At 58.4% G+C, this 24,158-nt stretch carries 22 protein-coding genes, 1 tRNA gene and 1 pseudogene; 17 read left to right on the top strand and 7 right to left on the bottom strand.

What is annotated here, in order from left to right; all coding sequences use genetic code 11:
- Positions 1 to 20: 20 nt before the first annotated feature.
- The 3 genes from ACA065_RS01645 to hisB are packed head-to-tail and all read right to left on the bottom strand — an operon-like array spanning position 21 to position 1,510.
- The gene (locus ACA065_RS01645; RefSeq protein WP_497693048.1) at positions 21 to 278 is read right to left on the bottom strand and encodes a DUF2164 domain-containing protein; all 258 of its coding nucleotides are present in this window, start codon (positions 276 to 278) and stop codon (positions 21 to 23) included.
- Entirely contained in the window at positions 279 to 917 is a 639-nt protein-coding gene (hisH, locus tag ACA065_RS01640) for an imidazole glycerol phosphate synthase subunit HisH (RefSeq protein ID WP_497693047.1), read from the bottom strand. It lies immediately after the preceding gene.
- On the bottom strand, positions 917 to 1,510 hold the full coding sequence (gene hisB / locus ACA065_RS01635) for an imidazoleglycerol-phosphate dehydratase HisB (protein WP_003218037.1): 594 nt from the start codon (positions 1,508 to 1,510) through the stop codon (positions 917 to 919). The genes hisH and hisB overlap by 1 nt, the downstream gene beginning before the upstream one ends.
- Before the next feature lie 270 nt (positions 1,511 to 1,780).
- Here hisB and ACA065_RS01630 point away from each other — a divergent pair, with 270 nt between their 5' ends.
- Positions 1,781 to 2,986 (top strand): MASE1 domain-containing protein, encoded by a 1,206-nt coding sequence (locus ACA065_RS01630; protein WP_497693046.1) that lies wholly within the window; start codon positions 1,781 to 1,783, stop codon positions 2,984 to 2,986.
- 43 nt (positions 2,987 to 3,029) lie between these two features.
- Positions 3,030 to 4,370 (top strand): HdeD family acid-resistance protein, encoded by a 1,341-nt coding sequence (locus ACA065_RS01625; protein WP_497693045.1) that lies wholly within the window; start codon positions 3,030 to 3,032, stop codon positions 4,368 to 4,370.
- Positions 4,371 to 4,421: 51 nt separating this feature from the next.
- Here ACA065_RS01625 and ACA065_RS01620 read toward each other — a convergent pair whose 3' ends face one another.
- Complete coding sequence (locus ACA065_RS01620; protein ID WP_497693044.1) at positions 4,422 to 6,083, bottom strand: OFA family MFS transporter; 1,662 nt, start codon at positions 6,081 to 6,083, stop codon at positions 4,422 to 4,424.
- A 326-nt stretch (positions 6,084 to 6,409) separates the two neighbouring features.
- Between ACA065_RS01620 and ACA065_RS01615 the strand changes: the two genes are divergently transcribed.
- The 10 genes and pseudogenes from ACA065_RS01615 (at position 6,410) to ACA065_RS01570 (ending at position 15,519) form a co-directional block, all read left to right on the top strand.
- Positions 6,410 to 8,620 carry an AsmA family protein gene (locus ACA065_RS01615; RefSeq protein ID WP_497693043.1) on the top strand — a complete coding sequence of 737 codons (2,211 nt, stop codon included), beginning with the start codon at positions 6,410 to 6,412 and terminating at the stop codon, positions 8,618 to 8,620.
- A complete protein-coding gene (mutY, locus tag ACA065_RS01610; protein WP_497693042.1) occupies positions 8,617 to 9,684 on the top strand; it encodes an A/G-specific adenine glycosylase in 1,068 nt (355 codons plus the stop codon). The genes ACA065_RS01615 and mutY overlap by 4 nt, the downstream gene beginning before the upstream one ends.
- A complete protein-coding gene (locus tag ACA065_RS01605) occupies positions 9,681 to 9,953 on the top strand; it encodes an oxidative damage protection protein (RefSeq protein ID WP_497693041.1) in 273 nt (90 codons plus the stop codon). Before mutY ends, ACA065_RS01605 begins: the two co-directional genes overlap by 4 nt.
- Positions 9,954 to 10,056: 103 nt before the next feature.
- A tRNA-Phe gene (locus ACA065_RS01600) sits at positions 10,057 to 10,132 on the top strand.
- Between the two features lie 865 nt (positions 10,133 to 10,997).
- Positions 10,998 to 11,489, top strand: coding sequence for a hypothetical protein (locus ACA065_RS01595; RefSeq protein WP_497693040.1), 492 nt, complete (start codon positions 10,998 to 11,000; stop codon positions 11,487 to 11,489).
- A 55-nt stretch (positions 11,490 to 11,544) separates the two neighbouring features.
- Entirely contained in the window at positions 11,545 to 12,534 is a 990-nt protein-coding gene (locus ACA065_RS01590) for a hypothetical protein (RefSeq protein WP_497693039.1), read from the top strand.
- 280 nt (positions 12,535 to 12,814) lie between these two features.
- Positions 12,815 to 13,051 carry a hypothetical protein gene (locus ACA065_RS01585; RefSeq protein WP_497693038.1) on the top strand — a complete coding sequence of 79 codons (237 nt, stop codon included), beginning with the start codon at positions 12,815 to 12,817 and terminating at the stop codon, positions 13,049 to 13,051.
- Between the two features lie 174 nt (positions 13,052 to 13,225).
- Positions 13,226 to 13,882 (top strand): hypothetical protein, encoded by a 657-nt coding sequence (locus tag ACA065_RS01580; protein ID WP_497693037.1) that lies wholly within the window; start codon positions 13,226 to 13,228, stop codon positions 13,880 to 13,882.
- A 237-nt stretch (positions 13,883 to 14,119) separates the two neighbouring features.
- Positions 14,120 to 14,615 (top strand): annotated as a pseudogene (locus tag ACA065_RS01575) (IS5 family transposase); the annotation flags it as partial.
- Positions 14,616 to 14,844: 229 nt separating this feature from the next.
- Positions 14,845 to 15,519: a hypothetical protein gene (locus ACA065_RS01570; protein ID WP_497693036.1), complete on the top strand. Its 675-nt coding sequence runs from the start codon at positions 14,845 to 14,847 to the stop codon at positions 15,517 to 15,519.
- An 8-nt stretch (positions 15,520 to 15,527) separates the two neighbouring features.
- On the opposite strand, the gene ACA065_RS01565 is transcribed toward ACA065_RS01570, so the two are convergent.
- A complete protein-coding gene (locus ACA065_RS01565) occupies positions 15,528 to 17,135 on the bottom strand; it encodes an ArnT family glycosyltransferase (protein ID WP_497693035.1) in 1,608 nt (535 codons plus the stop codon).
- A gap of 88 nt (positions 17,136 to 17,223) precedes the next feature.
- On the bottom strand, positions 17,224 to 18,189 hold the full coding sequence (locus ACA065_RS01560) for an arsenic resistance protein (RefSeq protein ID WP_497693034.1): 966 nt from the start codon (positions 18,187 to 18,189) through the stop codon (positions 17,224 to 17,226).
- Between the two features lie 169 nt (positions 18,190 to 18,358).
- On the opposite strand from ACA065_RS01560, the gene ACA065_RS01555 reads away from it, so the two are divergent.
- The gene (locus ACA065_RS01555; RefSeq protein ID WP_497693033.1) at positions 18,359 to 19,267 is read left to right on the top strand and encodes an alpha/beta hydrolase family protein; all 909 of its coding nucleotides are present in this window, start codon (positions 18,359 to 18,361) and stop codon (positions 19,265 to 19,267) included.
- A gap of 70 nt (positions 19,268 to 19,337) precedes the next feature.
- Positions 19,338 to 19,751 (top strand): hypothetical protein, encoded by a 414-nt coding sequence (locus tag ACA065_RS01550; protein WP_497693032.1) that lies wholly within the window; start codon positions 19,338 to 19,340, stop codon positions 19,749 to 19,751.
- A 136-nt stretch (positions 19,752 to 19,887) separates the two neighbouring features.
- Here ACA065_RS01550 and gabP read toward each other — a convergent pair whose 3' ends face one another.
- The gene (gabP, locus tag ACA065_RS01545; protein ID WP_497693031.1) at positions 19,888 to 21,279 is read right to left on the bottom strand and encodes a GABA permease; all 1,392 of its coding nucleotides are present in this window, start codon (positions 21,277 to 21,279) and stop codon (positions 19,888 to 19,890) included.
- Between the two features lie 555 nt (positions 21,280 to 21,834).
- On the opposite strand from gabP, the gene ACA065_RS01540 reads away from it, so the two are divergent.
- The 3 genes from ACA065_RS01540 to ACA065_RS01530 all read left to right on the top strand — a co-directional run bounded on the left by ACA065_RS01540 (position 21,835) and on the right by ACA065_RS01530 (position 24,144).
- On the top strand, positions 21,835 to 22,608 hold the full coding sequence (locus ACA065_RS01540) for an ABC transporter ATP-binding protein (RefSeq protein ID WP_497693030.1): 774 nt from the start codon (positions 21,835 to 21,837) through the stop codon (positions 22,606 to 22,608).
- Between the two features lie 13 nt (positions 22,609 to 22,621).
- Entirely contained in the window at positions 22,622 to 23,374 is a 753-nt protein-coding gene (locus tag ACA065_RS01535) for an ABC transporter substrate-binding protein (protein ID WP_497693029.1), read from the top strand.
- 74 nt (positions 23,375 to 23,448) lie between these two features.
- Positions 23,449 to 24,144 carry an ABC transporter permease gene (locus tag ACA065_RS01530; RefSeq protein ID WP_497693028.1) on the top strand — a complete coding sequence of 232 codons (696 nt, stop codon included), beginning with the start codon at positions 23,449 to 23,451 and terminating at the stop codon, positions 24,142 to 24,144.
- The last annotated feature ends 14 nt before the right edge of the window (positions 24,145 to 24,158 follow it).

Genomic DNA, 24,158 nt, shown 5'->3' with positions numbered 1-24,158 from the left:
ATTCAGCAATGCTTGGGAAATCAGGGTTTCTCAAGCGACCACAGGTCGCTTTCGATGCTTTCGAACCTTTCTTTAAGGAGCGTCTGCGTGTCGAAAATCGCCCTGTTGTAATAGTGCGGCGCGACTTCGGTGGTGAACAGCTCAAGAATCTCGGCGACCTCGAACGAGCCCAGCTTGAGCTCGAAGCGGTCCTCCATGAAGCGCTTGATCTTGAGGGTGGCCTCACTCTCCTGCTCGGGCGTGAGGTTCAAGATCGGCGACTTCGGTTTCTTGGCCATTTACCAGCGACCGTCCCACGCGGCGAAGTTCTGCAACAATTGCAGGCCATGGGTATGGCTCTTCTCCGGGTGGAACTGCACGGCAAAACGCGAGCCTTCGGCCAGCGCTGCAGCGAAGTCGACACCATAGTGCCCGCCACCCACCACCTGACGAGGGTTACCCGCAGCGATGTAGTAGCTGTGCACAAAGTAGAAGCGCGCCATGTCCGGCACTTCGTGCCACAGCGGGTGATCCACGGTCTGGCGGACCTCGTTCCAGCCCATGTGCGGGACTTTCAGGTGTTCGCCGTCTTCATGCAGGTCTTTGCCGAAGAACTTCACCTGGCCCGGGAACAAACCGATGCAGTCGACGCCGTCGTTCTCTTCACTGCGCTCGAGCAAGGCTTGCATGCCCACGCAGATGCCGAGGAACGGACGGTCCTGGCTGACTTCGCGCACCAGGCTGTCAAAGCCCAGGCGGCGGATCTCGGACATGCAATCGCGAATCGCGCCAACACCAGGGAACACCACGCGGTCGGCTTCGCGAATCACGTTGGCATCGCTGGTGATCAGCACCTTGCCGGCGCCTACGTGCTCGAGGGCCTTGGCCACCGAGTGCAGGTTACCCATGCCGTAATCGATAACCGCGACCGTCTGCATTACAGAACGCCCTTGGTCGAGGGCATTTGCCCGGCCATGCGGTCATCCAGCTCCACAGCCATGCGCAGGGCGCGGCCGAAAGCCTTGAACACGGTTTCGATCTGGTGGTGGGTGTTGGTGCCGCGCAGGTTGTCGATGTGCAGGCTGACGAGTGCGTGGTTGACGAAACCCTGGAAGAATTCCTGGAACAGGTCGACATCGAAGCCGCCCACGGTGGCGCGGGTGTAGGGCACGTGCATCTGCAAGCCTGGGCGGCCCGAGAAGTCGATAACTACGCGCGACAGCGCTTCGTCCAGCGGGACATAGGCGTGGCCGTAGCGACGGATGCCTTTTTTGTCGCCGATGGCTTTGGCAAATGCCTGGCCCAACGTGATACCGACGTCTTCCACCGTGTGGTGGTCGTCGATATGCAGGTCGCCCTTGCTGACGATATCCAGGTCGATCAGCCCGTGACGGGCGATCTGGTCCAGCATGTGCTCAAGAAAAGGTACACCGATATCAAATCGGGCCTTTCCGGTGCCATCCAGGTTGATCGAGGCTTTGATCTGGGTTTCCAGAGTGTCGCGCTCGACGGACGCCTTACGTTCGGCCATCACCAGCTCCGCAAAATCATTGGGCGAAAAAGGCAGCCATTATAGGGGCGCGGGCGCTAAACAGAAACATCGAAGGGGATAAGACTGATGGAGTGTCGGAGATAGACATGTGCATACAAGTGGATGCCCCAGGATGGTGCGCCCAGTGTATTTACCCGAATACCCGCCGGCTTCGTTGTAACATGAGCGCAATGTTTAAAACCTAATGAATATTCAACAATGACGATACCGAGAGTCTTACAGCACAGCGGCGTCCTCCTCCTGTGGGCAGTGACCTACTACGTGGCCGGCGTCGTGTCGCTGGCCTTTGATGATCCCGTCTCGCAGATGGCAATTATCTGGTTCCCGGCGGGCATCTCCGTATCGGCGTTCCTCAGCTCGCGACGTGCTCACTGGCCGATGTTGTTTGCAGTGCTGCTGGTCGCGCGGGTGCTGCTGGATGAGCCCGGCTGGCAACATCTACCGGCCGCCGTGGCGCTTTCAGCGCTGGCACTGTCAGGCTCTGTTGCGATTGCCTGGCTGGTTCGGCGTTTCGCTCGGCGCGGCGACGAGCTGCACGCCATTTTGCTCTGGTTGCTGGCAACCGTGGCCGTTTGTTGCGTCCTGGCACTGCTCAGGAAAGGCTGGCTGATGCTGGCCGCAGAAGTATCACCAAACACGTTCCTGACCAACTGGATGTCCGGCATGAGCGGCGTGTTCTTCTCAACCGTCGTGGTGATGAATGTACTGAACAGCAACCTGCGCGACTTTCCTACCCGCGCGCGCGCGAGACTGGCCGGCGGGGTATGGTTGCTGCTGCTGGCATTGAACACCTGGTACGTTTTCGGGACGACCCCGCTCTGGCTCATCGATAGGCTGGGCACCGACGCCGGCGCAGCGGCGTATTTCATCCTGGCCTGCCTGCCCATTGCCCTCACCCTCGCGGTTTGCATAACGTGGCGCAGCCCTGGCGGCTCGATCGCGCTGCTGGTGCTGGGAGGCATCGTGGTCAATTTCACCGACCAGAAGACCGGGCCGTTTTATGTGCATGGCCTGTTGGAAGGCGAGCCCTTGCTGCTTGCGCAAAGTTACCTGTCCATCACGGCATTACTGGTGCTGGTAATACGCTTGATGAGGCAATCCGCTCAACCTTACGACCTGGAAACCGGGCGGTTGGCGGGCAGCGGTGTGATGTACCAACTGCACCCCGGAACCGGGGAGATTCTCTGGGACGACAACCTTGAAACGCTGCTGGGCGTTGGTGCCCTGCCCCTGCACACCGTGCAGCAGGTCCTGGAGCGTGTACACCCAGAGGACCGCGACAGACTCGAACGCCACTGGTCGCCGCAAACACATACCCGCGCCGCGTCATTGGTCTTTCGCATCGACAGGGGCAACGGTGAATGGCTGACCCTTTATGACCAAAGCCCCGGCGCCCTGCGTGATGCCCATGGCCACGTGATTGTCGGCAACTGGCAAAGCGGCCGCTATTCCTGAACCTTTGCCTGTGACAGCGTGCTTTTCCCTGTAGGTGTACCTAATGATTCAGATTGCTTTACTGCTGTTCGGCGTTGAGTTCGTCCGCTCCAAGTTCTGGATTCTCGGCCTGGTGGGTATCCTGTGGGGCTCGCTGGGCCTGGGCGTGATGTACGACGGCCTGGATGGTGCACTGTACTTTCCGATGCGCGCATTCGGATTGATGTTACTGCTGGAAAGCATTGTCACCCTCAGCGTGGCTTCCAGCGGCGTGGGTGCTCAGCGGGCCGTGCTGTATTTCAAGGGTGGCATTTTCTTCTTCGTCGCCGTGTTGATTCTTGCGAACAATATCTATAGCAACCTGCTGCTGGCGATCATCTTTGGCCTGACCTACTTCGTCATCGGCTTGCTGACCATCAGTTCGGCCTGGGTCGTCAGGTTCCCGCACTGGCGATCGTCGTTGATCAGCGGCGGCGCTCAGGTGGCCTTCGCGGGGCTGCTGGTCAGTCCCTATCCCATCGCCCTCAGTGCAACGGTGTCTTTTTTCCTCGGTGCATTGATGATCGTCAGCGGCTTCAACACGGTGCGCATTGCCCATCGCGTGAGGCGATTGCGCCACGGTACTTCAACGTTTGAGCTGCTTGAGCCAAGGGATTTGCTGTCGGACTTCAAAAAGCTGCCGCCGCAAAAACCGCTGGAGCTAAGCCTGGAGCAAGAGCCTGAGCCCCAGGCCCCACTGATCGTGCATATCTGGACGCCGGAAGGCACCGCCGGCGCAACAACGATCCCTCGCCCGATCATCAATCGCTACATTGCGGCGGTGGATGCACAGGGCGTGATTTCAACCGGGCACGCAGCGCTTGAGCTGTCGCCCTCGGTGTACCTGAGCCTGTACCCGGTCGCGGACATTGATCGCTCACCGGCAGAGTTCTTCCGCATCCTCAAGGCCACGCGCAACAACGACGTGCCAGGCATATTCCAGCCGGACTACGCCACTGAAGTGGCCAACTGGTGCGACTCGGACCGCAAGATTATTTTTCACCAGTACAGCCGCAAAGCGCTGATCGAGTTCTCGAACAACTATCGCCAACAGGCCACCTACAACCTGACCTACCGCAACTGTTCCAGCAGCGTGGCCTTTGCGTTGGAAGCGTCGATGGATGGCGTGTTGTCGGAGCGGTCCCAGCGCTGGCGCTCGGTCCTGCAGACCCTGCTCATGCCTGAGTTGTGGATTGCCGCGCAAGTACGCAAGCGCGCCATGACCATGGCGTGGACACCCGGCCTGGTCATGGACTATGCACGTGCCTTACGGGTGATTGTTCATCCGGTGCCGCGCCCCTGGTTTCAACGCATTCCATGGCGCGGCTCTTCAGCCAGGACCTTGCCTGACAAGAAGCCGGACTAAGTTGCCCGGCGCCCACTCACCTTGCATGAGAGGGCAACGGGAAACCGGGTGTTAGTGGAACAGTACCGCCGTCTTCTGCAGGGTCACCCACACACCCCACGCCAACGGAATACCCACCACCAGCCAGGCGGCAATCGCCAATGGCACAGTGCCGGAAGCCGCTTTCCACTCCAACGAGGTAGAAGCATCCGCGCCTTTGTCATGGCCCAGCGCCTGTTCGGCAGCCAGTTCGGCGTCGGTCATGAAGTACTTGTCGGCCACTGGCCGTACCAGCAGGTTGCAGATAAAGCCCAGCACCAACAGACCGGCGAGGATGTACAAGGTGATGTCATAGGCCGCAGCGCGTTCAACGCCGATGCTCAGCTGATACTCACGCAGGTAGTTCACCAGCACCGGGCCCAACACGCCCGCCGCAGCCCATGCGGTCAACAAGCGACCGTGGATCGCGCCGACCATTTGCGTACCGAACAGGTCGGCCAGGTAAGCCGGAACGGTCGCAAAACCACCGCCGTACATCGACAGGATGATGCAGAACGCCGCCACAAACAGTGCCACGTTGCCCAGGTGCCCCAGGTTCGGGATCAGCGCGTACAGGGCAAAGCCCAGGGCGAAGAACACGAAGTAGGTGTTTTTACGGCCCAGGTAGTCGGAGAACGACGCCCAGAAGAACCGGCCACCGATGTTGAACAGGCTGAGCAAACCGGTGAAGCCTGCGGCGATGGCGGCTATAGACGCCAGCTGCCCGGCATCCAGCTGGCCGAATGGCACATCCACACCCAGCAACTTGCCACCAAACACTTCCTGCAGCAGCGGCGAAGCCATGCCAAGGATGCCGATACCAGCCGATACGTTCAGGCACAGCACCAGCCATACCAGGCGGAATTGCGGGGTTTTCCAGGCCACGTTCACATGCACGTGACGGTGGGTGATCATCGCGTTGCTGGCTTTTTTCGCCGGGGCAGTCCAGCCCTCAGGCTTCCAGCCGGTCGGCGGAACGCGGTACGACAGAGCGCCACCGATCATGAACACGAAGTAGATCACGGCCATGACCACGAAGCTCTGCCAGACGCCGACGCTGGTCGGCGAAGCAAAGTGGCCCATCAGCGCTGCTGCCAACGGAGCACCCACCATCGCGCCACCGCCGAAGCCCATGATCGCCATGCCGGTCGCCATGCCGCGCTTGTCCGGGAACCACTTGATCAAGGTCGACACAGGCGAGATATAACCCAGGCCCAGGCCGATGCCGCCAATAACCCCGGAGCCGATCCACATCAGCCAGATCTGGTGGGTATAGATGCCCAACGCCGAGATCAACAGGCCGCCGCACCAGCACAAGGCCGATACAACGCCGGCTTTACGTGGCCCGGCATGTTCCAGCCAGCCGCCCCAGATCGCTGCCGAGCAGCCCAGGAAGATGAAGAACAGGGTGTAGATCCAGCCCAGCATGGAGATGGGCCAGTCGCATTGCGACGAGAAGACTTGCGCGATAAAGCTCATGTCCGGCGCGCAGGCGACCGGTGCGGTGATCCCCAGCGCTTTGGACAATGGCAACCAAAACACCGAGAACCCGTAGGCCATGCCGATGCACAGGTGGATAGCCAGCGCGGCCGGTGGAACCAGCCAGCGGTTGAACCCGGGCTTGGCGATAATGCGCTCCTTGGACAGGAACGCAGGCTGTGCGGCAGCGTTGCCGGCCACAGTGCTAGTGCTCATTGGTGTTTCCCCCAGTTATTAGTATGTGTCCGTCAGGCGCTCTCTCCCTCGACCTTGCACGCAAAGCGTTGGCCGTTGTTGTTGAGTAAAGCTCCTTTTGAGCGCGACGCTGTGTCGCAGACGACAGACGAACCCGCGCAGATTAGCACCAGTGGATGACAGAAAAACCAAACTGACATCACCTTTTTTACGCAATCTGATTTGTTCGTCGGCAAATTCCGATTTTGCCGCCGCTAGATACAATGTAACGATGGGTGAACTGACGCAGGCCGTCGGGCGTTATACTCTGCGGCTAAATTTTGAAATCGACATACAAGGACTCGCCCATGAAAGCGTTCGGCAAAATCCTGGGTCTGGTACTTCTCGGGCTGTTGCTGATCATTGTGGCCCTGGGCTTTGCCCTGACCCACCTCTTCGATCCCAACGATTACAAAGACGAGATTCGCCAGATTGCCCGCGACAAGGCCCACATCGAGCTGACGCTCAATGGCGATATCGGCTGGAGCCTGTTCCCCTGGCTGGGCCTGGAACTGCACGAAGCCAGCGTCGCGACCATGACCAACCCGACTCAGCCGTTTGCCGACCTGCAGATGCTCGGCCTGTCGGTGCGCGTACTGCCACTGCTGCGCCGCGAAGTGCAGATGAGCGATGTGCGTGTCGAAGGCCTGAACCTGCGCCTGAACCGTGACAAGCAAGGCCACGGCAACTGGGAAGACATCGGCAAGAATGTGGCCGAGACCACTGCCGGCGCCCCCGCTGCGGCGCAGCAGCCCGCCGAGCCAGAACCTGAGAAGCCGCCAAAGCCGATCCGCCTGGACATCGACAGCCTGACCATCAACAACGCCCGCGTTGAATACAACGATGAGCAGACCGGCAAACAGTACAGCGCCGAAAGCATTCAATTGAGCGCAGGTGCCGTGCATGAAGGCGCGAGCATTCCGCTCAAACTCACTGCTTTCCTGGGCAGCAACCAGCCACTGATGCGCGTCAAGACCGAGCTTAACGGCAACCTGCGCATTCAGCGCGCCCTCAAGCGCTACCAGTTTGAAGACATGAAGCTCAGCGGCGAAGCCACCGGCGAGCCGCTGCAAGGCAAGACCGTAACGTTCTCCACCCAAGGCCAGCTGTTGGTAGACCTGGCGGCCAATATCGCCGAATGGACCAACCTCAAACTCTCCGCCAACCAGCTGCGCGCCTTGGGCGAACTGAAGGTCAACGACCTGGACAAAACCCCGCAGTTCAGCGGTGCCCTGTCCATTGCCCAGTTTGACCTGGCCAAGTTCCTCGACAGCGTCGGCCACCCGCTGCCGGCCATGGCCGCAGGCAGCCTGAGCAAAGTCGAGCTGGTCAGCCGCCTCAAGGGCACGCCCACCAGCGTTGCGTTGGAAGACCTGAACCTGAAGCTCGACGCCAGCACCTTCACTGGCCGCATCGCTGTAGAGGATTTCGCCAAGCAATCTCTGCGCGTACAGCTAAAAGGCGACACCTTCAACGCCGACAACTACCTGCCGGCCAAGTCCGACACCGCCAAAGGTGCAGCCGCCGCACGCCAGGCCGAAGTACAAAACAGCGAAGCCGGCGCCATGGCCGCCGGTGGCACCACACCGCTGCCGGATGCACCGACCAAAGGCGCGTGGAGCACCGACAAGCTGCTGCCATTGACCCGCCTGCGCACCTTGGACGTGGACGCCGACCTGGCCTTCGGCCAACTGACCCTGAGCAAACTGCCGATCCAGAACGCCGTGCTCAAAGCGTCCGGCATCGATGGCCAGCTCAAGCTCGACACCCTCAGCGGCGGCCTCTACAACGGCACCTTCCAGGCCAACGGCACACTCGATGTGCGCCAGGACATCCCGGTGCTGGCGCTGCAAACCCACATCAAGCAAGTGCCGGTTGAACGCATCCTGCAAGCCCAGGGGCAAAACCCGCCGGTGAAAGGCCAGATCACCCTGGACAGCAACCTCAGCGGCCGTGGTAACAGCCAAAAAGCACTGGTCGACAGCCTCAACGGCACCGCCAGCTTTGTGATCAATAACGGCGCGCTGCTCAACGCCAACATTGAACAACAGCTGTGCACCGGCATCGCCCTGCTCAACCGCAAGACCTTGAGCACCACGCCACAAGGCAAGGACACGCCCTTCCAGGAACTGCGCGGCAACCTCACCTTGCGTAACGGTGTGGCCAGCAACCCTGACCTGAAAGTGCGCATCCCAGGCCTGACCGTCAACGGTAACGGTGACATCGACCTGCGCGTGCTGGGCATGGACTACCGCGTCGGCATCATCGTCGAAGGCGACAAGCGCGACGTGCCGGACCCGGCTTGCCAGGTGGGCTCCAACTTCCAGGGCATCGAAGTGCCGCTGCGCTGCCGTGGCCCGCTGGAACTGGGCGCCAAGGCCTGCCGCCTGGACAAGGACGGCTTGACCCAGGTCGCCATCAAAGCGGCCGGCAATAAGCTCAGCGATAAGCTTGAAGAGAAGCTCGACAAGGTCAACCCACAGTTGAAAGACGCTCTGAAGGGCCTGTTTAAGCGATGAGAAACGAGCAGTTTTCGCAGGCGGTGCTGGACTGGTACGACCGCCACGGTCGCCATGACCTGCCCTGGCAACAGGGCATCACGCCTTACCGGGTGTGGGTTTCGGAGATCATGCTGCAACAGACCCAGGTCAGCACGGTGCTCAATTACTTCGACCGTTTCATGGCTTCCTTGCCGACGGTCGAAGCTTTGGCCGCAGCGCCGGAAGATGAAGTGCTGCACCTGTGGACCGGCCTGGGTTACTACACCCGCGCACGCAACCTGCAGAAGACTGCCAAGATCGTCGTCGCCGAGTACGGCGGCGAGTTTCCCAAGGACGTCGAAAAACTCACTGAACTGCCCGGCATCGGCTTGTCCACTGCCGGCGCCATCGCCAGCCTGAGCATGGGCCTGCGTGCGCCGATCCTCGATGGCAACGTCAAGCGCGTACTGGCGCGCTTTACCGCGCAAGAGGGCTACCCCGGCGAGCCCAAGGTCGCCAAGCAGCTTTGGGCGACCGCAGAGCGCTTTACGCCCCACGATCGCGTCAACGCCTACACCCAGGCGATGATGGACATGGGCGCCACGCTCTGCACCCGCAGCAAACCCAGCTGCCTGTTGTGCCCACTGGAAAAGGGCTGCGAAGCCCACATGCTCGGCCTGGAGACGCGCTATCCGATCCCCAAGCCGCGCAAGACCATCCCGCAAAAGCGCACGCTGATGCCGATGCTGGCCAATGCCGAGGGCGCAATTCTGCTTTACCGCCGCCCTTCCACGGGCCTCTGGGGCGGTTTGTGGAGCTTGCCGGAGCTCGATGACCTGCAAGACCTGGAACACCTGGCCAACCAGCACGCGCTCGCGCTGGGCACGCCGCATGAACTGCCGGGGCTGGTCCACACCTTCAGCCATTTCCAGCTGGCCATCGAACCCTGGCTGGTACAGGTCGAGGAATCCGCCCATCACGTGGCCGAGGCCGACTGGCTCTGGTATAACCTCGCCACCCCGCCGCGCCTGGGCCTTGCCGCCCCGGTGAAAAAACTGCTGAAGCGCGCGGCTGAAGTATTGAACGCAGGAGTTCCGTCATGACCCGCACCCTTATGTGCCGCAAGTACCACGAAGAATTGCCAGGCCTCGAACGCCCTCCGTACCCAGGTGCCAAGGGCCAGGATATTTTCGAGCACATCTCTGCCAAGGCCTGGGGCGACTGGCTGAAACACCAGACCCTGCTGATCAACGAAAAACGCCTGAACATGATGAACGCCGAAGACCGTAAATACCTGTCAGGCGAGATGGACAAGTTCTTTTCCGGCGAGGATTACGCCAAGGCCGACGGCTACGTGCCGCCTGCTCAATAATTGATCAAAAACCGGGGTCGGCACGTAAGCGACGGTAATAATTAAATATTTTTTGAAAACTTGCTTGACGACCCCCTGAAAAACCCGTTTAATGCGCCCCGTTGCCCAGATAGCTCAGTCGGTAGAGCAGGGGATTGAAAATCCCCGTGTCGGCGGTTCGATTCCGTCTCTGGGCACCACTAATACCGAAAAACCCCAAGCGAAGATGATTCCTTGGGGTTTTTTATTGCCTGCGATTTAATGGGCTCTGGACCATTGCTGGACCAAGGCGCTTTGGCAGTGTCATTGAAGTCAGCCCAAGGGATTTATGGAACAGTGACAAAAACTGAATATTTTTAACCTAACTTAAATTTTCAGGTTGAGCGCCTCCCTCAGACAAGCTGAGACGTCGGCAATACAGTCCGTCCCAGCGTTACACTCTTTTCTTCCACGGCGCTCTGTAGGGCCTCTGAGCAACCTTCCCTGCTTTTGTTTTTCGTAGGCTCTGAAGTCACGCGGCATGCGCGGTGCGTACGCGATTACATTGCGTGCTTCCGATAAACGACTACAAACTACCGACTGTCTACTTTTCCGAGCCCTTTGCATTGGGCGTCGAGGTGACGAAAAAACCTGAAAAAGGTCAATGGCGAGCGTTCCCCCGGCAGTCGGTGATTGGAGATTTGCGCGAGATGGCCTGTGGGGTAGATGGCGGGCTACTGGGCACAGCGAGCGCGAAGTAGGCCCGTAGATTGAGAGTTCTTTGGCTTGAGGGGGAAGAAGCTGATACCTCTGAAAGTCGCACCAGTTAAGACCTGGCAGCCATTGGTATAGGAAATGAACGCGGCCATGGTTGCGCAAGGTATCGCATGGGTTTGCACCCGGTACAACAGCGACCCGAGATTGCCGACTTGAGAAACTCAGGCACGCGCTGCAGCCCTCGGGTTATGGGCGGAGCCTAATCCGACGCCACCGTGGTTGTTCCGTCGCCAGTAACGGTCGATTCGGTATTATGGGGAGCAACGGAATAACCTGCCAACGCTACGCCTGCGGAGTCAACGAAAAATAATGGATATCACATGGGTGGAAATTGCCTTTGGCATAATCGTGATCTTTGCTCAGGGCCTTTCACTGTGGCTCATGTATTGGTTGTTTAAAAAACTGAGAAAGCCTAAGTCTGCTGCCCCTGCCTATTCACCGGGCACTGGCCTTGATGGGAAAGCGCTCCCGGTCTTATCGACTTTTACTGGATTGCGTGGTATTCCATGGATTGCGGTGGCAACCAATAGTTTGAATCCATTATTCCGTCTTGACGGGAAACAGTTGATTTACCGAGTCGTACGGCAACGGCAACGACTATTAAGCGATGTTTTGCGGGTGGACACGCGCACTGCATATGGCACCTTCAATTTGGTTTTTGAGTTCGCCGATTCACCATTTACCTTCATCGTTAACCTCGGGAGCCCATTACGGGTCACCTATGTCCTTTCAATACTTCCTCCCAATATCCCGTTATCTGAACGCGCTCAAGCGGCCCGGATAATGAAGGTAGAACAATGAATGGTTGGAAGTTCTTAATTGCAAACCATTACAACTAGCCAGGGATGCCGTCACCATGAACAAAGGCTTCTACCGAGCAGACAAACACCTGCCTCTTAGCCCTTCGTACTCGCTCGCTCCAGGCTTGGTAAAAGTCTGTGGCACCGTGGTGCTCAAAGAGTTTCGTTTTTCTCCGGTAGATGGAGTGCGCTGTGCGGGGTATTCACTGCTGATCCAGGAGAGCTACCGCAACAAAGATGATGAGGACGAGTGGCGCACTGTATTTACCGATACCCAGTGCAATGACTTTACCCTCAAGGATGCCCACGGCACTGTGGATGTCCTCGCCGAAGGTATTGAGCTGTTCTCAGGCCAGGTGCCGCAATTGGGAGACTATCGTTACACCGTAGGTCCTCGCCGCCGGCAAGGAGAGATTCTGCTCAGGGAAAGTCTGGAGGTCGTCGTGATTGGCGCCGCTATCCAGCGCAACGGCAAGATCGTAATTGCTCAGGGCGAACAAGCCGATGCAGTGTTTGGCGTAGAACGGCTGCGTAGCGTAAAAAATCACCGCGTCGCTGTCCCTGCGTGGCGTGCCCTCGGTGTGTGTGGGGCCTTGGTGGGGCTGTTCAGCCTTGCGCTGCTGGTTATTGATAAAGCGCACTGGGCCCAGTGGCAGTTGCCCAGCCGCGAGACGTTCCAGCAGATGAGCGCATTGGGGCCGTTCTACGAATGCGTGGCTTTGTTGTATCAGCGCCAGGGGGCATCGCTGCCGTTGATGGCTGCATTCGGTTGGACGGGGATAATTTTAGTGCTGATGGGGGTCACCCGGTTGCTGCTCTATCGAGATACCTACAGGGTGGTGCAGCCCATACTCATTGCCTGGTGGGTGGTGGGAGTCATCGGCGGCGCTCTGGTGACCTGGGCGCTGGTGGTGCTTGAGCTTGATCCGTTCAAGACCTTTTTGATCTGGCTGAGTGTGATCATCGTTGCCCTAGGCTTTTCCATCACCCAACAACGGGCCTTGCGGGCGTTGGTGGCAAGCATCCTCAAGAGCGCATCTCCCTAAGGAAACTCTGAAAAAAGACGTGTGGTATTTAGCGACGATTTGGAACGTGGCCCCATGGATGTCCTGGTGCTGGTGACCCAGACGCACAGACTGCGCTGGGTCGCATCCTTCTCGATTTTCGCCAGGATAATACCCACGTGCACCGCTGGCTGAGAGCCGAAATAGCTAGTAAAAGGCGCGGATCTGCCGCCCAGGTACACCAAAGCCCCGGCCACAAACCGGGGCCGCGCCAGTAGAAATAATAGGCAGAATTGCCTATTACTGATAAAGCGAGGGATGCGTGGACAATCGCACACGTTATCTACAACTGCTGGATACCTATGGTATCACCCAGGCAAAAAGCGCTGAATTGATTGCAGCGGTTACTGCACGGCCTTACGCGGTGCGAACAGTGCGATCGTGGCTCAACGATCCTGAAAAGCCAAGCTCAACACCGTGTCCCGATTATGCCGTTGCGAATCTGGAGACGGCCATTGAGTACATGCAACGCGCCGTGGCACGACGTGCCGAAAGTTGAAGGAAACGCAGCTACCGCGCCCATGGGCTTGCTGGCTGATCGGGTATTGAAGGGGCTGAAGTATCTGCCGTGTAGCGGCCAGCAACTGACGCTATGGGTTTAACTGACAGGCCGAATGCTTAACGTACGATTTTTTCCGTTTTCTCTATCGACCCATTTATGAGGTAAATATGCATGAAAAAAATTGCATTCGTCATTATTCTATCCGTCATGACTCCGGTTTGTTTTTCAAAAAATGATGATGAGGCTGTTGGAGGGAACACCATTCAAAACTCCCAACCCATTATTAATGGCCTGGATCTGGCAGATTTTACATTTAAAGAAAATATTCAATCTATTTATAAGCTAGCTCGCGTTAATGCAGTTCCATCAGAAGAGAAAACATTGTATGGGTATGAAATAACGGAAAGCTCTTCGCTTGGTTTTTTTAATTATAATGGTTTGGTTATTTCTGGTGAGTTTAATAATATGAAAAATAAGATAATTTTTCATTTTTCTGAGGATGACGAAAAATTATCAATGTACGAGTTAATGATTTATTCGCAGTCACAAAATAGCAAGCTTTTCGGGGCAATCCAGGAAAAAAATGGTCTACCGCTTGTTACAAAGCTCAGCACTGACAATGAGAGTGGCGTCAGCTTCAAACAAGCCGTATGGGCAAAAGGAGATATTATTTACTTTCTTTTGCAGAAGCTGGATAAGAATAGTGTCGAAACCTCAAATTTAGCAGTTTTTGAAAATAGTAATAAAGATTTTTATAAGCTGCTTGGACAAAAGGGTTATGCCATTGATCCATCAGCACTTATTGAAGAAGCATTAAAGCAGCGTTGAGGAATGTTTGCAGGGTTTTTAGCGTGAGCCATCGCGAGGAAATGCAGCTACCGCGCCCATGGCGCTTGATGCGCTGATGCCATCCAGGGCGACAAGTCACCCCGTCCACCACCAGCTCCAGGGACAACGTCAAACTATGGATAGCGACACCTTTAAAATATCGTTCCCACTAGGGAAATCCTGAAAAAGACTTCCTGATTTGGCAAAATCCCCGGACACCAATCGCCGAGCTTTTCAATGAAGCAAATGACCTTCGCCGATGCTGAGTACGCGGGTAAGCGCAAGCAGACCCGCAAGGAATTGTTCCTGATCGAGATGGATCGGGTCGTACATCCTCAACTTCCGTCGCCTGCTGGAAAAGCACAAGTTGGCCGCTGGTATTCTCGGCGTGATCAATGGCTATCTGGGCGACCGTGGCTTGTCGCTGCGACAAGGCACCATCGTCGATGCCACGCTGATTCATGCGCCCAGTTCGACCAAGAACAAGGACGGCAAACGCGACCCTGAGATGCATCAAACAAAGAAAGGTAACCAGTATTACTTCGGTGCCAAAGCTCACATTGGTGTCGACGATGAGTCAGGGCTGGTGCACAGCGTGGTGGTCACTGCGGCCAAAGTCGCGGACATAACCCAAGTCGACAAACTGCTACACGGTGCTGAGAACGTGGTCTGCGCCGATGCAGGCTATACCGGTGTCGAGAAGCGCGAAGAGCATGCGGGACGCCACGTCATCTAGTAGATTTGTGAGTAGATTTAAATATCGACCAAAAACAAATCCTTTAAAACCGTGAGCTGTAGCCAACTATTCGATTCCGTCTCTGGCACCACTAATACCGAAAAACCTCAAGCGAAGATCATTCCTTGGGTTTTTTTATTGCCTGCGATTTAATGGCTGAGCTTATTTATCGCACGGCTCAATCGTTTAGCGGGTACTAAATTTTTTGCTGCAAGGTAGTTATTTGATGACTCGGTACTTGTTCTGCGCGCTGTTACTGCTGACCGCGCTGCTCAGTGGCTGCGCCACGCAAATGGATGTCTCGATCGACGCAACACCTGATCCGGACTACCCCTTTGATCGAAAAGCCACGGTACTCGTGACGACGTCCGTAGGCGGCAGTGCGCAAAGCACGCTGAATGCCCGCTACTACCTGCGAGACATGGTCAGTGCCATGAAGGACCAGGGCTTTCGCGAGGTGTATACCGACACCACCCTGCCCAAGAATCATGCACCGATCAAAATGACCGTCCTCCTCGATGTCGATAGCCGGCAGGTCACTTACCGCTATACCGCCACCGAGTACGGCCAGGTGCCAACCAGCACCACCACCCAGTGCAAGAAGAACAAGAAAAAAGAAGACCAACTGACCTGCACCAGCAAGCCAAACACCACCTACGGCCCAGTGGGCACGTCGGAGCGAACCGGCTACACCACGCTCACCACCTTCACCGCCACTGCGCGTGACGAAGCAAGCAGGCGTGCGGTGTATCTGCTTCGGGTGATGTCCTACAACGAAGACTGCCAGCCCGCCAAGATCGAGGCTTTTCTGGTGGAGCAGGGCCTGCAGAACCTGAACTTCCAGGCCCGCGTGCACCGCAACTACACCGTCACGATGCCCGAGGGCTACCAATGTAAATAGGCGCCTGCCTATTTCAGCAAGAACACCATCAGCGGGTTGTCATTCAATCGCCCTTCGAAGTTTGGCGCCTGCTGCTGCATCGACGTCCCCTTGAGCAACACCGCCTCCTTGCGCGGCACGATCACCCAGGATGGCCGCGGCAACGTGGCCAGCTTTTCAAGCTCATTGCCCGCGACAAACAGCGGCTGCTCATCGTGGCTCAGGTTCATCATGTAGCGTATTGCCCAGGTGTCGCGCCCCAGATTAACGAACACTAAAGGGCCTGGCTCGGACACACGCAGCGCCTCGACCTGGCTGACGAACTTGCGCGTATCGAATTGCAGGTCCTTGGCCGGGTCTATCACTGTCACCAACAACACCCATTGCGCCACCAATGCAATCGCGCTGAGCCACACCAACCGCAATGGGCGACGCCAGGCAATCAACGCCGCCGCTTGCAGAATCAACAGCCCGCCAATCAACAGCGGCAACGAAACCTCAGGCCAGTAACCGTGCTTGTGCCAGGTATGCCGGCACACAAACAGCACCACCACGCACAACGCCGGCAACGCTGCGACAAGCCATTCATAGCAGCGGCGCACGCCCGCAAGCCAGTTTTGCGCCTGGAGCAGCCCATAGGCCGCGACAGCGGCAAACATCGGCACCATCGGCAAAATGTAATACGCGCGCTTGAAGTGCGGCACCGACAACCCGAGCAAAATCATCAAGCCACAGGCGCCCAGCCGCACCACCAGTTGTACGTCGTCATTGACCCACCGCTCAGACCAGCGGTGGCGCAGCGCAATCAAGGCCGCCAGCGCCAACGGCACTACCGGGAAGTAGCGGTACAAACTGAGCTTGAAGTAGAAGTAGAACGGCTCGCCACTCTCATCAAGCCGCCCGCTGACCTGCATCCTGAACACTTCATCGGCAAAGGCATCGCCGCCACTGACCCGCGCCAGCTTCATCAACACCCACCAGCACGCCACCAGCAACACCAGCCCTGCGACGCCGTGAATGAGCACCTGTTTGACTCGCTCCCCAGGCCGGCCCAGCGCCCAATACACGCAGACCACGCCACAAACTTCGATAAGCCCCAGCGGCCCGCGAATCGCGAATGCCAGGACAAACAGCGGGAATACGGCAAGCTGCCTCACCCGCGAACCCAGGCGCTCGCCGCTGTGCAGCAAGTAAAAACTGCCCACGCATAACAGCGCGATCATCAGGTCCAGGCATACCGAACGCGACTTATCGAGCAGTTGAGTGGTAAGCAGCGTGAGCAGCACCGTCAGCAACGCCCAAGGCCGGCTGGACGGCGCCAGCAGGCGATAGATCAGGGCGATCATGCCCGCCGACGCAAGCGCTGTCGGCAGCACATTGGCCAAGTGGTTCGGCGCACCAAACAACGTGGCGAAGACAAAGCTGAAGAAGGTCGCAGTGCCGGGGTAGTCAGGGTATGGCTGACCGTAGGTGGTAGGGAAAAGGCTCGCGCCATGGCGAAACATTTCCTGCATGAACAGCGCCCAACGCCCGTCAAACCCTTGGGGTTGCTCGTCCCAGATGCCCCAGGTGAACAGCAGCAAAGCAATCAGGAAAATGCCCAGAGACTCCAGGCGAAAACGGCTGCGGTGATCCATCGAATGTCCTTTCAGGTAGGCTGCGCCGGCTCCATGGTGCCGACTCAACCCCTGAATAGCGCCTGAACAAACCCGAATATTTAGGGTTTTACCGACCGGCGCGCCACACCAGTGCCGGAATCAGCCGGATATAGACTAGCTCGCCGATCAGCTCAAGCAGGGTTTGCAGAATCACCGCCGTGACCGCCAGCCCACGCACGTCCTCAGGCAAGGCGAGCGCGAGCGGCAGCACCACCAACGAGTTGCGGGTCGACGCACTGAACGTCACCGCCCGCGCCGTCACAGCCGGCAACGCAAACAACCGCGCGGCCAGCATCCCCATCAACGGCGCGAGCATCAGGAAGCCCAGGTACACCGGAATCACCGGCCACAACACACCGATATCGCGCACCACCGAGGTGATCTGCGAGCCAATCACTACGAAAAGCACCAGCGCCATCGCCGGCACCGGCAACCAGGCCCAGGCGTTGTTCCACGCGTTAATCACGCTTGAACGACGCGCCAGGGACGTCGTCAGCACCGCCAGGATCATCGGCAGCACAATCAACCACAGGAATGCCTCGACAAACGGCCCCACCGCCACCACCACAGCGGATTGCGCGCCCAGCATGACCCCCAGATACACCGGCAACAGCACCAGTTGCAGCAACAACAGCACCGGCGTCGCCGCCAGCATCAGCCGCGAATCACCTTTGCCGATATGGGTAAACACCACCACGTAGTCGATACACGGCGTGAGCAACACCAGTAACGCGCCCACCAGCAGCGCCGGGCGCTCCACCAGGCCACGGGTCAACGCCCACACCAGCAAAGGCACCAGGATGAAATTGGCCAACAGTAACGCCGAAATAAAGCGCTTATTGCCCAGGCCCTGGCGCAGGTCCAGAAACGGAATTTGCAGGAACATCGCGTACATCAGCACCGCGATGGCGGGCGTGACCAGTACGCTGAGGCCGTGGGCCGACAGCGGTGCGAGCACACCAAATGCGCCCGCCAAGAGGACGGCGACGAAGTAGATGGGGATTTGGTGGTGCTCGAGGGTGTCGCGGGTCATGGGCCGACTCTGGCTGATCAACAGATCGCAAGCCTAAGCACCCAGGGAGCTAAGGTCGAGCGTCACGATATTTCTTGCGCCCACGCCGCGCTAAATTTGTTAATTTCAATTTCTTATAAAAGCGCGCGGCCTACAGCCCACAACAAAAGCGCAAGGATCAAGCCGACCTATGAACCTGCCCACCCGCCCCGCCCCAGAAGCATTCCGCGAGCCTGCTGCGGATGGCTACGCTATTGGCGGCTTCACCTGGCGTCATATCAGAACCGACCCGACACGCCCCGTCGTCATCATCAACGCCGCCACCTCCGTACGCTGCCGCCACTACTCGCGCTTCGCCGATTACCTGTTTGCCAACGGCTTCGACGTAATCACCTTCGATTACCGCGGCATAGGCGAATCGCGCAGTGGCTCGCTACGCGGCTTCAAGGCGTCATGGTCGGATTGGGGCGTGCTGGATTTCGAGGCGATGTTGCAGCGTGCGCAACGCGAGTTTGCGGGGCAGCCGATTGATGTGGTCGGCCACAGCTTTGGCGGTTGTGCGGCGGGGCTTGGGGCGTCGGGCGCGGTGATTCGGCGAATCGTCACGGTCGGCGCACAGTTCGCGTACTGGCGCGATTACGAGGCGAGCGGGCGCTGGCGGATGTTTGGTAAATGGCATGTGGTGATGCCGTTGGTGACCGCGCTGTGCGGTTACTTCCCCGGCAAGCGCCTGGGCTGGCTGGAAGACACACCGGCCGGTGTGGTGCGCGACTGGGGCACGCCGACGCCCAGGTATGAGACCCGCCCCAGTGGCCGCGCCTTGAATGAGCTGCCATTTGCCCGTGTGAAGGCGCAACTGCTGGCCATCAGCATCACCGACGACCCGTTTGGCACGGTGGCGGCCATTGAGCGGTTGCTGAGCTATTTCGAAGGCAGCGAGCGCACTCATCTGCGTATCGCCCCCGAGGATATCGGCGAAAAAACCGTCGGGCATTTCGCTTTTTTCCGCAGTGAATATCAGGATCGGTTGTGGCCCATTGCACTGGCGTGGCTGCAACAGGGCGAGTTGACGCAAGGCACACCCGGCCAGCGCGCTTAGAAACCCTTGGGATTTCCCCAAACCTGCGCTTCAATAGCCCACCCAGATCCTGAACAAAGGACGTGAGCCCATGGCCTCGCCGAACAAGCAGCAAAAACGCGCCCACCGGGCAAAAGCCAAGGCCAAGCAAAACCGTACCCAGCGCAGCGTTGCAACCAAGCCGGACGCGTTTGCCGGCGATGACAGCCGCATTGACCTTGAGTCGGTGGACTTGACCGAGCTGTTTGTGGAGATGCGCGCGGCGGGCGAAACCAGCCAACAGGCACTGTGTGCGGTGTTCCTCGCGCACCCGCTGCTGGCGCTGGTGCTGGAGCAGGAAGGCGAAGAAGAAGCCACTGACTTTATCGTCGCGGCACTGATTGAGTATCGGCAGTGGGCGACGGATTCCGAGGATGAAGCGGCGGCGTTGGCGTGGATCGAGTCGCCGGAGTTTCAGGCGGATTATGTGGCGGCCTCCCAAGCGCTCGCCAGCTCAGCAGACTGACACATAACAAAAATGTGGGAGCGGGCTTGCTCGCGAATGCGGTGGGTCAGTCGCCACATGTGCTGGCTGATCCACCGCATTCGCGAGCAAGCCCGCTCCCACATTTGAATTGCGGTGCATCAAGCACCGCACACCATCAGTTGAGCACAGCAGCGCCTACCTTCTGCGCCTTGCGACGGCTCGCCACAAACAACCCCGCCAGCACCACCAGCAAGCTCAGGATACCGGTCGCGATGATCTCGACCCGGTGTGCTTCCTGGAACAGCATGATGGCCAGCGTACCGACGATGAACACCATCACCGCATAGGTCAGGCCTGGAAACAGCCACATCTTGAAGACAATCTTCTCGCCCGCCGCCGTACGCTTCTGGCGCATGCGCAGTTGCGACACAGCAATCACCAGGTAGACCAGCAACGCGATGGCACCGGAGCTTGCCAGCAGGAACTCAAACACCGCCGCCGGGGCGACATAGTTGGCGAATACCGCCAGGAACGCCGCGCCCGTGGACAACAGCACGGCGCAATAAGGCGTGCCGCTCTTGTTGGTGCGCTTGGCCATGCCCGGTGCGTCACCGCGACGGCCCAGCGAGAACAGCATGCGTGAGGCGGTGTACAACGCCGAGTTCAAGCAGCTGGTTACGGCAACCAGAACCACCAGGTCAACGATCAGCTTGGCATTCGGGATGCCCATGCGTTCCAACACGGTCTGGTAGGAACCTACCGCAGCCAGGGTCGGATCGTTCCATGGCACCAGGGACACGACGATGAAGATCGACAGCAGGTAGAACAAACCAATCCGCCAGATCACTGAGTTGGTGGCCTTGGTGATTTGCTGGCCCGGGTTCTTCGATTCAGCGGCAGCGATGGTGACGATTTCAGTGCCCATGAAGGAGAACATGGTGGTCAGGATCGCCGCCAGCACCGCGCCCATGCCGTTGGGCATGAAGCCTTGGGTGTCGAACAGGTGCGAAACGCCGCTGACCTGGCTGGTCGGCAGGAAGCCGAAGATGGCGGCCAGGCCGAGGATCACAAAGGCCACAATCGCTACGACTTTGATCAGCGCAAACCAGAATTCGAATTCACCGTAGTTCTTCACGCTGAACAGGTTGGTGGCCGTGAGCAATAACGTGATGATCAAGGTGAACGCCCAGATGGCCACATCGGGGAACCAGGCGTGGAGGATGGTCGCAGCGGCGTTGGCTTCCAACGGAATCACCAGCACCCAGAACCACCAGTACAACCAGCCGATGGTAAAACCGGCCCAGTGGCCGATCGCGCGGTCGGCATAGGTAGAGAACGAACCGGTGTCGGGCGACGCTACAGCCATCTCGGCAAGCATGCGCATCACCAACACCACCAACGTACCCGCAGCGGCGTAAGCCAGCAGCACTGCAGGGCCGGCGGCGGCAATCGCGTGGCCGGAGCCCACAAACAAACCGGCACCGATGACACCGGCAATCGACAGCATAGTGACGTGACGTGGTTTGAGCCCCTGTTCGAGGTCATTGGAGCTTTGCGTACTACTCATTGACACACCTTTACGAGGAATTGCGAAAACGGTCCACCCGGCCTGCGGTCTTTCTCGTGAAAAGAAACCAACGGGGCGTTCTTTATTTTTTACGCAAGATTTGCGCCAAAATGTTACAGATCCGCAATTGACGCGGGCTGTAGGACAATTGATCAGCCGTCGCAAGTCGTTGAGAACAATGGCATTCCGCTATAGCGTTACCGTGCGACTCACTTTAAAGACGTAGACACGCACCAAAAACACACACAAAAAGTACGTGACGCTCCATAAAAGGGCTGATACGAACCGTTTGCCCGGTTAACCCTTCCAACACCCGGCCAAAGCTGGCACCATCGCGCCCTTTTTTACGCGAAGCCTGTGGATTTATCGGGTTCAAACGTCTGTTAGGTTGTTGATGGCGCGACACGCTGCTGCGCTGATGCGACACCCTGCCGCACACCACCCGTTAACCGTCCGTAGCGCTGTTGGCTGCCATCTGAACGCTATGCTAGCTTGGCGCCTCGCCAGGAAGGCGGCCCAACAGCAAGAACGCACTGAACACAATGAGGACCGCACATGGCCGAGGCCGCGCCCGCGCTTGAAATCCGCAACTTGCATAAACGCTATGGTGAGCTGGAGGTGCTTAAAGGTATCTCGCTGACCGCTCGCGACGGCGACGTGATCTCGATCCTGGGTTCCTCCGGCTCCGGCAAGTCCACCTTTTTGCGTTGTATCAACCTGCTGGAAAACCCGCATCAGGGCCAGATTCTGGTGGCTGGCGAAGAGCTCAAGCTCAAGGCTGCGAAAAACGGCGAGTTGATGGCGGCCGACGGCAAACAGATCAACCGCCTGCGCAGCGAAATCGGTTTTGTGTTTCAAAACTTTAACCTGTGGCCGCACATGAGCATCCTCGACAACATCATCGAGGCGCCCCGCCGCGTGCTCGGCCAGAGCAAGGCCGAAGCTATAGAAGTGGCCGAAGCCCTGCTGGCCAAGGTCGGCATCGGCGACAAGCGCCACGCTTACCCGGCGCAATTGTCTGGCGGCCAGCAACAACGGGCGGCCATTGCGCGCACCCTGGCGATGCAACCCAAGGTCATCCTGTTCGACGAGCCGACATCGGCGCTTGACCCGGAAATGGTCCAGGAAGTACTTAATGTGATCCGCGCACTGGCCGAAGAGGGCCGCACCATGCTGCTGGTCACCCATGAAATGGGCTTCGCCCGTCAGGTCTCCAGTGAAGTGGTGTTCCTGCACCAAGGCCTGATCGAAGAGCAAGGATCGCCACAGCAGGTGTTTGAAAACCCGCTTTCGGCGCGCTGCAAACAATTCATGTCCAGCAACCGCTAACGGAGCAACATGCATGCAGAACTATAAAAAATTCCTTCTGGCCGCGGCCGTTTCGATGGCCTTCAGCGCCACGGCCATGGCAGAAACCTTGACCATGGGGATCGAAGCGGCCTACCCGCCCTTCAACAATAAAGACGCCAGCGGCAACGTCGTCGGCTTCGACAAAGACATCGGCGACGCCCTGTGCGCCAAGATGAAAGTCGAGAAGTGCGACGTGTACGTGTCCGACTGGGACGGCATCATCCCGGCCCTGAACGCCAAGAAGTTCGACTTCCTGATCTCCTCGCTGTCGATCACCGATGAACGCAAGCAGGCCGTCGACTTTACCGACCCGTACTACTCCAACAAGCTGCAATTCATCGCCCCTAAAGCCACTGCCGACTTCAAGACCGACGCGGCCTACCTGAAGGGCAAGGCCATCGGTGCACAGCGCGCCACATTGGCCGGCACCTACCTGGAAGACAAGCTGCCGGACACCAAGGCCAGCCTTTACGACACCCAGGAAAACGCCTATCTCGACCTGACGTCCGGCCGCCTCGACGGCATCCTCGCCGACAAGTACGTGCAGTACGAATGGCTCAAGAGCGATGCGGGCAAGCCTTACGAATTCAAAGGCGCCCCGGTTGTAGAAAGCGACAAGATCGGTATCGCCGTACGCAAAGGCGACCCGCTGCGCGAACGCCTGAACAAAGCCCTGGCAGAGATCAAGGCAGACGGCACCTACAAGAAGATCAACGACAAGTACTTCCCGTTCAGCATCGAATGATCTGAACGGTCTGCCCGGCGCGCTCAACAGGGCGCGCCGGCTTTCAGCAATGCCTGCCGCGATATGAAAACACCATGAATTTCGATCTCTACGGATTCGGCCCGGCGCTCGCCGCCGGCGCGCTGATGACCGTCAAACTGGCGCTCACGGCCCTGTGCCTGGGGCTGGTGCTGGGCCTTGCCGGCGCCCTCGGCAAGACCTCCCCGTACAAGCCGCTGCAATGGCTTGGCGGCGCGTACTCGACCATTGTTCGTGGGATTCCCGAGCTGTTGTGGGTGCTGCTGATTTATTTCGGCACGGTCAATTTGATGCGTGCCCTGGGCGAGTTTTTCGGTAACCCCAACCTTTCTCTAAGTGCCTTTGCTGCCGGGGTAATTGCCCTGGGCCTGTGCTTTGGCGCCTACGCCACCGAAGTGTTTCGTGGCGCGATCCTCGCCATTCCCAAAGGCCACCGCGAAGCCGGTGTGGCGCTGGGCCTGTCGAAGTTTCGGATTTTCACCCGGTTGATCATGCCGCAGATGTGGCGCATCGCCCTGCCGGGCCTGGGCAACCTGTTCATGATCCTGATGAAAGACACCGCGCTGGTGTCGGTGATCGGCCTCGAAGAAATCATGCGCCACGCGCAGATCGGCGTGACCGTAACCAAGCAGCCGTTCACCTTCTTTATGGTCGCCGCATTCATGTACCTGGGCCTGACCGTGCTGGCCATGACCGGCATGTACTTCCTGGAAAAACGCGCCGCCCGCGGCTTTGCAAGGAGCACCCAATGAGCGGTGACTACAGC

Source organism: Pseudomonas sp. LBUM1640 (assembly GCF_059716225.1).
The sequence above is the reverse complement of the archived record's forward strand: the minus strand, read 5'-3'. Positions and strand labels throughout refer to the sequence as shown.

Coding starts and splice junctions, on each gene's coding strand:
- ACA065_RS01540 (WP_497693030.1), top strand. CDS start 21,835: ATGGCCGAGGCCGCGCCCGCGCTTGAAATCCGCAACTTGCATAAACGC.
- gabP (WP_497693031.1), bottom strand. CDS start 21,279: ATGAGTAGTACGCAAAGCTCCAATGACCTCGAACAGGGGCTCAAACCA.
- ACA065_RS01580 (WP_497693037.1), top strand. CDS start 13,226: ATGAAAAAAATTGCATTCGTCATTATTCTATCCGTCATGACTCCGGTT.
- ACA065_RS01560 (WP_497693034.1), bottom strand. CDS start 18,189: ATGACCCGCGACACCCTCGAGCACCACCAAATCCCCATCTACTTCGTC.
- hisB (WP_003218037.1), bottom strand. CDS start 1,510: ATGGCCGAACGTAAGGCGTCCGTCGAGCGCGACACTCTGGAAACCCAG.
- ACA065_RS01615 (WP_497693043.1), top strand. CDS start 6,410: ATGAAAGCGTTCGGCAAAATCCTGGGTCTGGTACTTCTCGGGCTGTTG.
- hisH (WP_497693047.1), bottom strand. CDS start 917: ATGCAGACGGTCGCGGTTATCGATTACGGCATGGGTAACCTGCACTCG.
- ACA065_RS01645 (WP_497693048.1), bottom strand. CDS start 278: ATGGCCAAGAAACCGAAGTCGCCGATCTTGAACCTCACGCCCGAGCAG.
- ACA065_RS01620 (WP_497693044.1), bottom strand. CDS start 6,083: ATGAGCACTAGCACTGTGGCCGGCAACGCTGCCGCACAGCCTGCGTTC.
- ACA065_RS01590 (WP_497693039.1), top strand. CDS start 11,545: ATGAACAAAGGCTTCTACCGAGCAGACAAACACCTGCCTCTTAGCCCT.
- ACA065_RS01605 (WP_497693041.1), top strand. CDS start 9,681: ATGACCCGCACCCTTATGTGCCGCAAGTACCACGAAGAATTGCCAGGC.
- ACA065_RS01550 (WP_497693032.1), top strand. CDS start 19,338: ATGGCCTCGCCGAACAAGCAGCAAAAACGCGCCCACCGGGCAAAAGCC.
- mutY (WP_497693042.1), top strand. CDS start 8,617: ATGAGAAACGAGCAGTTTTCGCAGGCGGTGCTGGACTGGTACGACCGC.
- ACA065_RS01625 (WP_497693045.1), top strand. CDS start 3,030: ATGATTCAGATTGCTTTACTGCTGTTCGGCGTTGAGTTCGTCCGCTCC.
- ACA065_RS01565 (WP_497693035.1), bottom strand. CDS start 17,135: ATGGATCACCGCAGCCGTTTTCGCCTGGAGTCTCTGGGCATTTTCCTG.
- ACA065_RS01530 (WP_497693028.1), top strand. CDS start 23,449: ATGAATTTCGATCTCTACGGATTCGGCCCGGCGCTCGCCGCCGGCGCG.
- ACA065_RS01570 (WP_497693036.1), top strand. CDS start 14,845: ATGACTCGGTACTTGTTCTGCGCGCTGTTACTGCTGACCGCGCTGCTC.
- ACA065_RS01595 (WP_497693040.1), top strand. CDS start 10,998: ATGGATATCACATGGGTGGAAATTGCCTTTGGCATAATCGTGATCTTT.
- ACA065_RS01535 (WP_497693029.1), top strand. CDS start 22,622: ATGCAGAACTATAAAAAATTCCTTCTGGCCGCGGCCGTTTCGATGGCC.
- ACA065_RS01555 (WP_497693033.1), top strand. CDS start 18,359: ATGAACCTGCCCACCCGCCCCGCCCCAGAAGCATTCCGCGAGCCTGCT.